The following is a 13,682-nucleotide window of genomic DNA, read 5'->3' on the forward strand; positions in this document are numbered from 1 at the left end:
TTTGACATTATTGCTTGCCCTTGGTCGTGCGCCACTGGCTCGTGTCACGCGTGCACATCCCGTGTAATACAGGTCAGTCTACAGACCGTATTCGCCGTTGTATCAAACGTTATGTGAGTAACGGTTAATTTTGTAGGATCTATCTGATGCCTTGTTAGGATTTTTCCAGGGCTAGGCATGGATTCTTGCGGTTGTTGCTGAGGGTGTACTGGGTAAACTTAGCCGACTCTTTTATAGGGTCGATTACAAGTATTAACCTCCTGTACAACCTAAAGGAAATTGATTGTGGCTATCCAAAAAAGGCATATTCTGGCAGCGGCTATCACCGCATTGATTACAACTTCCGCTTTGGCGGCAGACGGGACTATCAATTTTACCGGTGAAATTACTGCCGCTTCCTGCAAAGCCTCTTCCGGCGCCGGTACCAGTGTGGGTGGAGGCGCTGGTGCGCAGGTAATTGAAGTGCCGATGGGCAAGGTCAGTATTGACTCCCTGAGCACCAAAAATCCTGGGATTGTTTCGGGCACGGCGATTAATATCAATCTGGACTGTGGTAATACCGCTGCTGGGTTGACCACTGTTAAGGTAATGTTCGACCCTAACTCGGGTTCCGGTGTGGATGGGTCGAATAATAACTTGCTCAAAACCACCGGTGCTGCGAAGGGCGTGGGTATTGGTATCTTCGATAGCAGTAATAACTTGATCAACCTGGCAGGTAACGGCTCTTTTGATGCGCCGTTAGTCAAGGCTGGTACTGATCCAGCTTTCACGTATACCGCAAACTTGAACATGCGCGCCTCCTATGTGGCCAATGGTGTTACGCCCATCGTGCCTGGCCAAGCCAATGGCACATTGCCATTTACTCTGACTTACCAATAAGTCTTTCATTAGAGAAGCATATTCATGCTTCTCTACTTTACCGCAGGTAATTAAATGAAGAACGTGTACTCCAGGTACTGTCTGGCGGGGATTATTTTGCTCTTCAGTGGTATCGCACAGGCCGGTATTACATTGGGCGGCACGCGAGTTATTTACCCGCAAAAGCTCAAGGAAGCGTCGATCATGGTCAAGAATGACGCCGACAGGGACATCATGATTCAGTCTTGGTTGGAGCCGGACTCTAAAAAAACTGATCAGGATGTACCGTTTGCGTTAACCCCTTCGCTGAGTCGCCTGGGCGGCAATAAGCAACAAAGCCTGCGCATTTTTTATGCGGGGAAAGGTTTGCCCTCAGACAAAGAGTCGGTGTTCTGGCTCAGCGTGCAGGAGATTCCCCAAAAGTCCGAGACCGATAACACTTTGCAGATTGCAGTGCGCCAACGGATCAAGCTGTTTTATCGGCCGACGGGTTTGTCCGGTACGCCTGAAGGGGCTGTCAAGTTGTTGAAGTGGCAGTTGGTGAGTGAAGGCGGAAAACGCTGGCTGTTGGTCTCCAATAACTCTGTTTATTACGCATCCTTTGGCGCTGTGTTCCTTGAGTATAAGGGCGCTCGTCACCCGGTCAACGTAGAGATGGTAGCGCCCGGTGCGACCGGTAAGTTTCTGGTGGAAGGCGCAGGTGCAATACCTGCTAATGCTCAAATTGTCGTTGAGTTTAATGCCATTAATGATTATGGCGTCCCGGTTAAGAATCTCGCCAATATTTCAAGCTGACGGGCTTTTTAAAAGAAGGCAGGCAGCTCTGCATCTGAAGTAAGTCAAGCAGTAACGATTGAGTAATGAGGCAAGATTCTTATGTGGGCATTTTGTTTTGGGAGTTATTCTGGTACCCGTCCGTTTGGTCGTTTTGGCGCCTCTAGTCTAGTGCTGGCAAGTGCTTCCCTGCCACTTGCGGCCCATGCTGTGGAATTCAATGATGCTTTTTTGAACAAGCATGGCACCACGGCCGAATTGAAGTACTTTGAGCAAGGAAGCACGATCGCCCCTGGTAAGTACAATGTCGATATTTACCTCAATCAATTTTTGATACTGCGTGAGTCCATCAAGTTTGTCGTGCAGGACGGATCGGAGGTCAAGCCGATCATACACCTGGGCCTACTCAAGGCGATTGGGGTGAACACTGCACGGCTTGAACAAGAGGGTGTCATCACTGCGGGCAGTGCCGACGATACCGTGATTGATCTGTCGGCGCTGGTGCCAGGTGCCGATATCGAATTCGATGTAACCGCGCTGGCGTTGCAGATCAGCATGCCTCAAGCTTACATAAAGCGACAGTCCAGTGGTTATGTCGATCCGTCTTTATGGGATAACGGCATCACCGCCCTGTACACCAATTATCAGACTAACTTCAGCCGCAATATCAGCCGTGGTTACAGTAGCGACTACCGCTATATAGGTCTGCGTAACGGCTTCAACCTCGGTGCCTGGCGCTTTCGCAATGAGTCGTCGATCTCCGGGGGCACCGGTATGCGCGACACATTCAACAGCAACCGTACCTATGCCGAGCGTGACGTCGTCAGCCTAAAGAGCAAACTGGCGGGGGGCGAGTTGTACACCCAGGGCGATATCTTCGACAGTGTGCGTTTTCGCGGCGCTCAATTGACGTCGGAGCTCGGCATGCTGACCGATGATGAAGTCGGTTTCGCACCAGTGGTGCGCGGTATCGCTGAAACCAATGCAACGGTGGAGATCAGCCAGAACAACTACGTGATCTATTCGGCCAGCGTTCCTGCGGGTGCTTTCGAGATCAGCGACATTTACCCCAGCGGCTCCAACGGTGACTTGAGTATCAAGATCATCGAGGCCGATGGGCGCGAGCGTCAATACTCCCAGGCCTACTCCTACTTGCCGGTAATGACACGTCGAGGCAGTACCCGCTACAGCCTGGCCGCCGGCCAATACCAGACTGAAGGGCAGGCGGCGCCCAAGTTTACCCAAGGCACGCTGGTGTATGGCGTGACCGACAACTTCACCGGCTACGGCGGGTTACTCGCTTCCCAGGCCTACAACGCGTTGAACCTGGGCATCGGGGTTAACTCGCCGTGGGGCGGTGTATCGTTTGACGTCACCAACAGCAACTCCAAGGATGCGTCCGGGCGCAAGAACGTGGGCCAGAGTGCGCGTTTTTTGTATTCCAAGACGCTAAGCAGCACCGATACCACCTTCACCATGGTCGGCTATCGCTATTCCACCGAGTCTTTCCGCACGTTCAGCCAACATGTGGATGAACAGGATCGCTTCGCCACCCCTTATTACGGCCGACAAAAAAGCCGTTTTGACATGAACGTCAACCAGTCCCTGGAAGGGCGTGGGTCGCTGTTTCTGAGTTTGGGCGAAACCAGTTACTGGAACGGCCAGGGCAGCACGCGGCGTTGGCAGTTCGGCTACAACGGCAGCTATGCCGACACCAGCTACAGCTTTGCCGTGTCCCGTACAGAGGGGCAGGGTGGCAGTCAACGAATCGATAATCAGGTGTCTGCGTCCTTCAGTATTCCGTTCGGTGACAATCGTCGCGCGCAACGGCTTTACACCAGCGCTACTTCATCGTCCCAAGGTGAGACGTCGATTCAAACGGGCCTGTCAGGCAACATCGACGAACAGAACACCTTGAGTTATTCGGTACAGGGCAGCAAAAGCAAAACCAGCGGTGCCTCCGGCAGCGTCGGTATGAATTGGGACACGCCTAATGCGAAAGTCAGTGGCAACTATGGGCAGGGTCGGGATAACAAGCATTTTGACGTCGGGGCGAGTGGGTCGGTGGTGGTACACCGCGACGGGGTGACGTTGGGGCAACCGGTCGGTGAAACCTTCGCATTGGTTGAAGTGCCCGATACCAAGGGCGTCGGCGTCGAAAGTGGGACTGCTGTGCGTACCGATAAAAAAGGCTATGCGGTCGTGCCCTATGCGCAACCCTATCGTTACAACTGGATCAACTTGGATACCAATACCTTTGGTAGTGATGTCGAAGTCGCAGAAAGTTCGCAGCGGGTGGTGCCGACGCGTGGCGCTGTGGTGAAGCGTCGGTTTGAGGTTGAGTCGGGGCGCAGGTTGCAGTTTTCGTTGAAGTTGAACGATGGTGAAAAAGTTCCATTTGGTGCTCAAGTTTATGGTGAGAGCGGAAGTATGCTTGGCGTGGTTGATAATGTATCAAGATTGCTGGTTTTTGGAGTCAAGGATAAAGGCGTGTTCGATGTTGTGTGGGGCGGTGGGAAATGTAGTTTTAGTTATGATGTGCCGCCTGCAAAAAAAGAGCTCATGTATGAGAGCTTTGATGCTGTCTGTGTGAGGGGGTGACGTATGATCGTATTTTTTAAAAGCGTGTGTCTGTTCATTCTTTTTTCTGTAAGTGGTCTTGTTTGGGCGTCTAGTAACTGTCAACTTGCTTATGTGGATTCAGGAGCGAGTGTGACTTTAAAGGTGCAGCAAGCCAAGGGGCAGACTGGGGTACAGATGATTTCAGATGTGTGGCATGAAAGATCTATACCTAATTTTATGAATTGCTCATATACTACTCTAAACGTGCCTCTTTATATCGTTTTCTTTTTTTTTAAGTCTAGAGTTGGTGTGTATGATTTTAATGGGAGGCAGTATGATTTGCAGTCTACAAGCAATCCCAATATTGGTGTGATTTACGAGCATGCTTTTTTAGATGGAGATTACATTCCCATATTCGATCCTGGTTATGGGAAAATTGATTTTTTAGGTGTTGGTGGGTTTTTGAAAAAAGGTTACAAATATCGATTTCGTTATGTTTCTCTTGCTCGACTGCCGGTTGGTCAGCTAGTAGTGCCTAGTCAAGCTTTATTTTTTTATAATCGAGTATTTGAGGGGTCGACTCAAGCGGGAGCATCTAATGGAGGCTCGCCTTCAGTTAGTCTTTCCGTGAATAATACGTCCTGCACGCTAAGCGCGCCGTCCGAGGTGAGTCTAAAAAAGACTAACTTGTCGTTGCTCTCGTTAGTCGGTGATACGACCGGAAGAGTAAATTTTTCGCTTGGCGTAACGTGCGCGGCATCCTATGCGCCATACAAAATTCTTTATTCATTGGAGGATGTGAACGCCCCGGGCAATACGACTTCAAATCTAACGCTGAATTCGGCAGTCAACTCGGCCTCAGGTGTGTCGCTGCAAGTGCTTGATGGCGAGACGCCTGTGGTCTTTGGATCTCAAACTTCGGCTTCTACACTCAAAGGAAAGTTGGGGGATATGGGGGTTCAGGGCGGAACTATCAGTAAACCCTTTGGTGTTCACTATATTCGTACCGGGAAAATGACACCAGGAACAGTAAACGCTGGAGTCACCGTAACGCTCTCTTATGAATAATTTTTATCTGCAGTTCGCATTGGCGAGAATAACCGAGCAGGCCTCAGGCGTGTGGTTGCAGATCATGGTGGGGGGTAATGGCCGTGACGATCGGAGGCTGCTTCCCCGCGCACGTTAGGCGCTATGCCTAAAGGCGCTGGGTCGATCAGTAAGCCCCTAAGCGTGCGCTACATTTGCACGGCCGTGAACGCACACTCAGGGCGCGGTGAGCGCGGGTGTAACGATGATATTGTCTTATGAGCGGTCTGCTTTGATCTGAGTGTTATTTGATCTCACTACCCCCACGGGGGTACCCCTTCGACGTGATGTTTCGCTTCGTTAGCGCCGCCCATACTCTTTCAGAACTTGCTGAACTGCGCGGAAGGATCACTGATGAAGATTGAATTGATGCAGTTAGCCGGCCGCGACGGCGATACGGCGTACAACCTTGCACGTGCTTTGGCGGCCATCACCAACTGCAACGCGGACACCGACCTGCTGGTATTCCCGGAAACCCATTTGATGGGCTTCGTCAGTGATGAACAACTGGCCAACGTCGCCGAGCCCCTGGACGGCCCGACACTGCGAGCCGTGCAACAGGCGGTGCGCGAGCGCGATGTGTCGGTTGTTATCGGCCTGGTCGAATGTGATGCCAGCGCCTACTACAACACTTCGGTCTTGATCACCCCCGACGGCATCGCCCTGCGCTATCGCAAAACCCATCTGTGGCCCTCCGAGCGCGCCGACATCACGCCAGGCGATCGCTTTGTCACCACGCTGTGGAACGGCGTGCGTGTCGGCCTGCTGATCTGTTACGACATCGAGCTGCCGGAAACGGCGCGGGCACTGGCGCAGTTGGGGGCTGAGTTAATCATCGTTACCAACGGCAACATGGACCCCTACGGTCCGGTGCACCGCACCGCGATCATGGCCAGGGCCCAGGAAAACCAGCTGTTCAGCGTGATGGTCAATCGCGCAGGGCAGGGCGACGACGGCCTGGTGTTTGCGGGCGGCAGTGCGGTGGTCGACACGTTTGGTCGCGTGCTGTACGAAGCCGGGCGCGAAGAAACCCGCCATGTGATCAGTCTGGACCTTGCTCAAATCAAGGCGGCCCGCAGGGATTATCACTACCTCAATGATCGTCGACTGCAACTGCAAGAAGAGGCTGTCGAGCACCCCGACGGCCGCCGTGAACTGCTGATTCGCTGACTGCGCTTATACCCTCCATAACAATAATCAGCTGGCGCGCAGGTGCCGACCCAGGAGTTCGTGATGATCACTATTCGATGCATGCAATGGGGGCTGGCTGCCGTTATCAGCGGCGCAATGGCATGTGCTCAGGCCGCGGAGCCGAAGGTCAATATCTATAACTGGTATGACTTCATCGCACCCAACACGCTGAAGGATTTCCAGGCGCAGACCGGCATTCAATCGGCCTACGACGTGTTCGACAACAGCGAGGTCATGCAAAGCAAACTCATGGCCGGGCGTAGCGGCTATGACGTGGTAGTCGCTACCGGCGACCTGTTGCCGAACCTGATCAAGGCCGGTGTACTCAAGGAACTGGATCGCTCGCAACTGCCCAACCTGTCCCATCTGGACCCGGACATCCTCGCCAAGGTCAACAACAACGATCCCGGTAATCGCTTTGCGGTGCCGTATTTGTGGGGCACCACCGGCATCGGCTACGACGTGGCCAAAGTCCACGCGCTTCTGGGTAACGACGCACCGGTGGATTCCTGGGATCTGATTTTCAAGCAGGAAAATCTCGCCAAGCTGGGCGAGTGCGGCGTGGCCATGCTGGATGCGCCCGCTGAAATTATCCCGATTGCCTTGCACTATCTGGGATTGCCCTACAACAGCCAGAACCCGGACGACTATGTGAAGGCCCAGGCCCTGCTGTTGAAACTGCGCCCACACATCCGCTACTTCGACTCCTCGCGCTTTATCACCGATCTGGCGAACGGTGATATCTGCGCCGTCGTCGGCTGGGCGGGTGGCGTGATGGACGCTCGCAAAGCGGCCGACGCAGCCGGTAATGGTCGCCGGATTCAGTACAGCATTCCCAAGGAAGGCGCGCCGATCTGGGTGGAAAACCTGGTACTGCTCAACGATGCACCGAATCTCCAACAGGGTTTGGCGTTTATCGATTACATGCTTCGCCCGCCGGTGATCGCCGCATCGTCCAACTACCTCAGCTATGCCAATGCCAACAAGGATGCCACGGGGCTGGTGGATGCGAAGGTGCGCGATAATCCGGGGGTTTATCCTTCCAAAGCAGTGCTGGATACGCTGTTTGCGCTGGAGCCGCTGCCCTTGAAACTGGAGCGGGTGCGCACGCGGGTCTGGAGTAAGGTCAAGAGTGGGACCTGATGACGATGACTGGAAGCGTTTCTGTCTGGCCAGCCACCTAGAGCCTAGGGAATGCCCTCCGGTGAGCTGCAAATAGTGTCGTGGTCAGGAAGGTGGGTTGGCCGGACGCTTGCGTGTGATAGTCCAGAAAGCAATCAGTCATAAGTAAAGGTCACGGTGACAGCCGCGTTGGCTTTTCCAGGCGTCGCGATCTTACCGGTCCGTATGTATTGCACGGTCATAGGCTGACTGATCGTACCGCTCCTCAAGTTGCCCATTATGGTATTGGCTGAAGGGGCGAAACTGATGGCGTTAGTCCCATTCAACACTTGTAATGCGATACCCGCCGCTCTCGTGGGCTCATCGGCCAGGCTCAGATAGGAAGAAAGGTTCGAAGGGTGGTTGTACACGTCCGACATGGAATAACTCACTTGAAATGCAGGTGCATCCGTGCTGCATTTCAGGCCCAGTACAAATGCACCGCCGGCGATGCTGGACCCGACTGAAGGCATATCGACCATGCTCACTTGCTTAAGCTTAATATTGGCCGGCGTGGTTAAGGTGCAGGAGGTACCCTTGGCCACGAACGTGAATTTATCAGTGCGCATCGTCCATATACCGTTGTAGACCCCGGGTTTAGTATGGGTAATTTTGCCCGTGATGACGTCCAATGTATTGATGGTGCGCAGGCCTGAGGTCATGCTCTTTTTGGGGCTGTAAAACCTTATTTTGACCGTCGAACGCATTGTAAAGTCGAAGACGCGGCCGCTGCTGCCGCTGAAGCCTATCTCTCGCACGGTTTCGTAGACGTTGGAACTCAATCCGTGCTCCGCCCCACCATCGACAGAAGAAGTCCCAAAGTAAAATACGTCACTCTCGTTCGTCTGGTAGAGGTTGTAGGACGCACCATCAAACTCGACGGATGCTCCGGCAGGCACGCCTGTAGCACCCATCGTATTCGTATAGGTGCCTGAGGGCATCTTCGTGCAGATGAGCGACATGGTTGCCGAGTGCCAAACGGACGAGATCATCCCTCCGCTGTCAGTGGGCACATCCGAAATCGACGGCACGATTTTATTGCCGCTCGCCGCGCAGCCCGCCAGGGCACTGGCTGGTAATGCTAGCAGACCGCTAACTACACAGACAGTGGCCATGACCTCCCGATACCTGCGGGTGCGTCTGCGCCAGAGCCCGCTAAGGGCGAACAACGAAAGAGGCAAACAGCGCATCATGCGATATTGACCATTTGTACCTGTATAGCCAATAGCTCAGCCTTCATATTCAATGGGCGCGCAACAAGGCGTATGTCCTTTTTTAGGGCTGGCTTTTCAGCGCTGAACTGTTCAAAGTTCATATATTGCTCTGTCGTCATACGATTTATCTCAATCCGTGATTTTCGACTTTTGCATTTTACGTTACACCGAAACCGCAGTCTGCATGCCATGAGGCATCAATCATAGCGAATCAGATTCGTCCTTCTAGCGTGTGGAAATAACAGATAAAAAGCGCGAATTATCTGATAGGGTTTTGTGAGGACATACTTACTCCTCGCTGAATATATTCTCACGAGGCAAGACGTTTCAGCCGCTACATAGCGGAAGAACGCTTTTACCGGCCCTCAGATTTTTGCAGGCTTATTAAGTAGTTAACGGCGGGAGGCGATTTCGGAAATTACGATGTATATAGCGAGCCCCCTGACTTTTCGGCGCAGATAGACCTCCCCATTTCCGCCAATTCTGATAGGAGGAAATCGGGATCAAAGAGGAGGGCGGTCATCCCCTTTAAAAGATGCATGAAATTGGCCCCCCTCCGAAGCGTTTAACACGTATTCGACTGCTGACACCCGATGATAGGATTATCAAAATCCTGCTTCCCGCGTGAAGGAGTAGAACCATTGAGCACTTCAGCACCTGAGCGGCGCCAAAATGGAAAGCATGAGAGGTTGCGTAACTTAGGGAACGAGGAGTTTTGGGCCTTCAGTTCCGGTCGCTTCGCACTGAGGGGTTCTGAACGACTGGCCCAGATCAAGAACGGATTTCCAGCCCATCTTTTTCAGGCCATGCGCCGAACCTTTGACCTTCAAGAACGCGCCTTGAGTGTTCTCCTCATACCTCGATGACAACGCTTGAACGACGAGTTCGTGAGCACCGAGCCCTTGATGCCGCCGTGTCCGAGCGCATAGGAAGTGAAAAGTTGGTCTCGAGTTCGAGGAGAAGTAAGAAACCAATCGGCATGAACTTTGGAAGAGAAAAATCGACACGGTGTGAGCTACGACATTTTGGCCCGATGTGCGCTCAAGGCTCCGAAGCAATTCGTTGGTCCCGTGTAAAACGCGTCAGTTCTCACGATATAGTTTCAAATTCGCGGAGTCACAAGAAAGCAGCGGTGCACGCTGCCAAGAAGAGAAACGGCATTTCTGACGTGGCGCACGATTTAACATAATATACATTATGCGAACCTTTCTATGCAGGCTGGGGGGCTCTGGTAGTCAGATTTCGAACCTGGACCAAGCCTCGATCATGACGCGCCGCTGGGCTCGACAAAACGCTTTTCGATGAAGTCGGCCAACGTCAAGCCACTGCTCTTAAAATCTTCGGTGTATACGACCCGGCCACCATTGATAGCTGCATCATGGATTGGACCTTTCTTTCCTAGCTTTGCACCTTTCTTCTGATCAACCGTGATCAGAACCGAGCTCAGTGAGGCCACAGCCAAAGAAACATCAGCTTCATTTGGGCCCAGAACCGTGGATGCACGCTTGGTGCTGCTACGGAGAAAACGCTGAGTTTCTTCTCGCTGACGCCAATCTCGCTCAATGTCGGATTCGAAAGTGCCTTGGCCAAAGCCGCCATAACGAGCCGGCTCCCCAGGAACGTTTGCCTCAGAAAATCCAAAAAAGCAGCTGGTTTCAACGTTACGAAGCTGAATACTTGTACGGATGTAATCCTTCAACGGACGCTTATCAACACCCTGAGACTGGTCGGGAATCTGATCCAGCTCTAATTCAACCTCCCTGGTAATGAACAGAGAAAATCTCTCGGGAGGTAATTCGACGCAGAGGTCATACTCATTGTCGAAGAAGAAATTCCACGCACAGCTATCAATGGTTACTGAAATGGTCATTATGCTCTCGACATGTTTCGGTTCTGACTGACACGCACTGTAACCCTCCTCGCCTTGCACCGTAATAACCCTAGAGAATAACTAAACTAAATAGTCATTTAGTTTAGTTATAATAAGTCGTTCGGTTTTCAGCAAGAACAGCCTGAAATTTAGCTGCTAAATCGAAAAAAGGTGCTTGGGGAATGTACGCGACTCGACGTCGCAGCCCCGTCCTCGCGCTGACGCGCTGCGGGCGTGTCCGCTCCTTACGAGCCCTTACTGATAGCCTACGTGTCTTTGAATATCAAGGAACTGACGCGCTGCGCTTGTCGGGTCGAACAAAACAGCGCAGCAAGCTGCCCTGCCCTGTACGACCAAAATTTAACGCCGGAGGTAGAGGCTGAAATTTCGCAAAAGAACAATCACATCTTAATCATCTGGAGAACCAGCAAGATTTCCGACCTGCTCGACTCAGTAACTTTGGAACGGAAAATCGACGGCAGGAAAGATAGGCCAGTTTGCGTTTCTGAGGTTTTTTCCTCGGTCAATCCACCCAAAATAACCACCTCGGCGTTGCGCATCTGGACGCTTGTAGTCAATTGCCGCTTAGTCAAAGTCGGGCTTCCATTCACGCCGGTAGTGGTCTGCACGAAGTTGGAAAGCTGCTGATCAATAGTCAGATCGACAACAGCCTGGCGCACCTGAGGGGTAATGGTAAAAATCACGCCGGAGTTACGATATTCGACCGACTGGACAGCTTGGCCAGCACCTTGCGGATACGACAAGGCACCCAACACCGGCACTTCCGCACCGACGTTTATCGTCGCTTCTTTACCTGATCGCACACGCAAACTCGGCTGACTGACCACCTTAAAACGCGAATCGGACGACAGAGCCGACAGAACGGCATTGAAGTCACCGGTACTAATGCTGACGGAGTTATCGAGCGGATTACCGGCTAAGTTGAGCGACACTTTGCCCTTGAGCAGCGAGGCTGCAAGGGAAAAAGCGGAACCGTCACGGTCGCCAGTTTGAACCTCATAAACTGCACTACGAAGCATAACTTCGCCCATCTCGATATCGATCTGAGGTAGCAAAGAACGCAGGTTGGCAATTTCGGCTTTGCTGCCAACAAAAACCAGCTGATCAGCATCACGATTTAACAGGCTAGCAGCAGATCCACGCGGAGCAGATCCAGTCATCGGCGTTTGACCAGGAACAGAAATCCCGCGATCAACACCAAATTTTCCCTGGAACAATGGCGCGAGAGCTTCCGACAGATAGGCCACATCGCGGTAAAGCGGTCGGTACAGAAAGTATTCACCTGGTGGAGGTGCCGGCTCTTTTTTCGGCATGACATGCTCGACGCCGTTGCGCTGAATCACCGAGTAGCCAAAAGCATCAAGAAGGCGGACGAAATCGGCACGCACCTGGACGGCGGAACCCTGAACACGCAACGAGACAGGCCGACCGTCCTCGAGCACTTCCGGCGACAGGATGTAGGGCTTACGAAAGGCATCGGCATAGAAAATTTGAGCCACTTGGCCAATCGGCAAGCCGGTCAGGTCGAACTGATACGGCGCCTGCTTATCGGCAGCAATCGCGGAAAATGACAACAGGCACAGCAACAAAAACCGGATCATGGATTTTTACCAGGGAGAGGAACGGAAGACGTGGCCGGAGGCTTACCACCGCTGAAGGTGCTGACGCGTTGGCCGTCGAGTTGACCAGTCATGACGCGGCCTGAATTCTGAAAGTTGCTCGGATGCTCGTAACGAATCACGCCGTCAGTGTTGACCAGGACAACTTGTGCCTGACCATCAACGACAATTTCCCCAGCAATACGCCATTCAGTGGAAAGCACCTGAGAGGGAGCAGGAGGCGCAACATTAGGCGCTGACTGCGCAGCGCTTGCGGGTTGCTGAACGACCGTAGCGGGAGCAGCACCGCGGTTGAAGAAGTGCAGGACACCCCAGACCGACCCGACACCGCCGAAAACAATCATTAACAGGAAAAACCAGACCTTCGGGTTTTTCAGGATGTTCTGTCGGTCATCCACCTGGACTTCTTTACCGTGACCGCCTGAGTACGACGAATAGAGCGGGAAAATCTCCGGGTCATACTTTTTGTTCATCACGTCAACACGTGATTTGGCCGTCTGTTTCCAGCCCTCCCACATCTCAACCCGGTAGATTTTATTCAAACCCAGCGACTTAATTTTGGTGGTACGAAACGACAGCTCGACCACCGTTTTCAAGATGCGGTGAAGGTCGGAAATGTCCTGAACCATAAGCACCAGGTCACAGGTCACACCGGTTTCAGCGTGCGCATAGTGACGATGCTCGCGGAAGAAAATCCGGTGTTCGGTGCCGATCTTCGAATCAGAACCCCAAAATCGCCAAGCTTCGTCAATGCAGATCAAATCACCAGGCTGGCAGAACGTGTCCACCGGCTGGCCGTGAGGCAAAAAATCAGCCTTGAAAACGTCTTCGTTTTGACAGTGCACCACCTCGCCGAGTTTTTCCAGAGCAATGCCCTGCTTCTCATTGATGTATGCACGGATGGCATCAGAATCGATACCGTCGACGTTTGTCACAACACGGCGACCTTTAGCGACCGCTGGGACGATAACGGAGACGACACACTCAAAGCTTTTGCCCGAGCCCATCAGCCCGGTATAGGCATTAATAGGCATCAGCCAATTACCGGAATACGGCGTATGAGAAAACGCGTAACTAGTGCCGCGATGAGCAAAGGCACGCCGTTCGAGAACGCAAAGAGATCAAGAAAGTACCAGGTGGCAGCACTAATGCCGCCAAACGCAGAAGTAAGACCAGCTCCATTTGGAAGCCATGACGCCATGACGCCAACCAGCTCAGCGACGATCCAGTATAAAGCGGTCATAACAACAAATTTAACAAGAACACCACGAACCAACCAACCCAGCAACGCGTTACCAGCAGAAAGCAAAATACCGAACATAAATC

At 52.6% G+C, this 13,682-nt stretch carries 11 protein-coding genes; 6 read left to right on the top strand and 5 right to left on the bottom strand.

Annotation, left to right across the window (positions count from 1 at the left end):
- The first annotated feature begins 285 nt into the window (after nucleotides 1-285).
- The 6 genes from HBO23_RS07385 (at nucleotide 286) to HBO23_RS07410 (ending at nucleotide 7,614) form a co-directional block, all read left to right on the top strand.
- Nucleotides 286-879 carry a fimbrial protein gene (locus HBO23_RS07385; RefSeq protein WP_170037320.1) on the top strand — a complete coding sequence of 198 codons (594 nt, stop codon included), beginning with the start codon at nucleotides 286-288 and terminating at the stop codon, nucleotides 877-879.
- Nucleotides 880-933: 54 nt separating this feature from the next.
- A complete protein-coding gene (locus HBO23_RS07390) occupies nucleotides 934-1,653 on the top strand; it encodes a molecular chaperone (protein ID WP_170037323.1) in 720 nt (239 codons plus the stop codon).
- 189 nt (nucleotides 1,654-1,842) lie between these two features.
- On the top strand, nucleotides 1,843-4,233 hold the full coding sequence (locus HBO23_RS07395; protein ID WP_225932988.1) for a fimbria/pilus outer membrane usher protein: 2,391 nt from the start codon (nucleotides 1,843-1,845) through the stop codon (nucleotides 4,231-4,233).
- Nucleotides 4,234-4,236: 3 nt separating this feature from the next.
- A complete protein-coding gene (locus HBO23_RS07400) occupies nucleotides 4,237-5,262 on the top strand; it encodes a fimbrial protein (RefSeq protein ID WP_170037329.1) in 1,026 nt (341 codons plus the stop codon).
- A gap of 372 nt (nucleotides 5,263-5,634) precedes the next feature.
- Nucleotides 5,635-6,450, top strand: a complete 816-nt coding sequence (locus HBO23_RS07405) for a carbon-nitrogen hydrolase family protein (protein ID WP_170037332.1) — start codon at nucleotides 5,635-5,637, stop codon at nucleotides 6,448-6,450.
- Nucleotides 6,451-6,513: 63 nt separating this feature from the next.
- Nucleotides 6,514-7,614 (top strand): polyamine ABC transporter substrate-binding protein, encoded by a 1,101-nt coding sequence (locus HBO23_RS07410; protein WP_170037335.1) that lies wholly within the window; start codon nucleotides 6,514-6,516, stop codon nucleotides 7,612-7,614.
- Nucleotides 7,615-7,748: 134 nt separating this feature from the next.
- Here the strand turns inward: HBO23_RS07410 and HBO23_RS07415 are convergent, their stop codons facing one another.
- From HBO23_RS07415 to HBO23_RS07435, 5 genes are all read right to left on the bottom strand, one after another.
- Nucleotides 7,749-8,747: a fimbrial protein gene (locus HBO23_RS07415; RefSeq protein ID WP_170037338.1), complete on the bottom strand. Its 999-nt coding sequence runs from the start codon at nucleotides 8,745-8,747 to the stop codon at nucleotides 7,749-7,751.
- A 1,363-nt stretch (nucleotides 8,748-10,110) separates the two neighbouring features.
- Complete coding sequence (locus HBO23_RS07420; protein WP_262378166.1) at nucleotides 10,111-10,716, bottom strand: hypothetical protein; 606 nt, start codon at nucleotides 10,714-10,716, stop codon at nucleotides 10,111-10,113.
- A 401-nt stretch (nucleotides 10,717-11,117) separates the two neighbouring features.
- Entirely contained in the window at nucleotides 11,118-12,338 is a 1,221-nt protein-coding gene (locus tag HBO23_RS07425) for a hypothetical protein (protein ID WP_170037341.1), read from the bottom strand.
- Nucleotides 12,335-13,390: a zonular occludens toxin domain-containing protein gene (locus HBO23_RS07430; protein ID WP_170037344.1), complete on the bottom strand. Its 1,056-nt coding sequence runs from the start codon at nucleotides 13,388-13,390 to the stop codon at nucleotides 12,335-12,337. The genes HBO23_RS07425 and HBO23_RS07430 overlap by 4 nt, the downstream gene beginning before the upstream one ends.
- Entirely contained in the window at nucleotides 13,390-13,677 is a 288-nt protein-coding gene (locus HBO23_RS07435; RefSeq protein ID WP_170037347.1) for a DUF2523 family protein, read from the bottom strand. Before HBO23_RS07435 ends, HBO23_RS07430 begins: the two co-directional genes overlap by 1 nt.
- Nucleotides 13,678-13,682: the final 5 nt, after the last annotated feature.

It is taken from the genome of Pseudomonas sp. WS 5532 (assembly GCF_012985445.1).
In the GTDB taxonomy this organism is placed as follows: domain Bacteria; phylum Pseudomonadota; class Gammaproteobacteria; order Pseudomonadales; family Pseudomonadaceae; genus Aquipseudomonas; species Aquipseudomonas edaphica.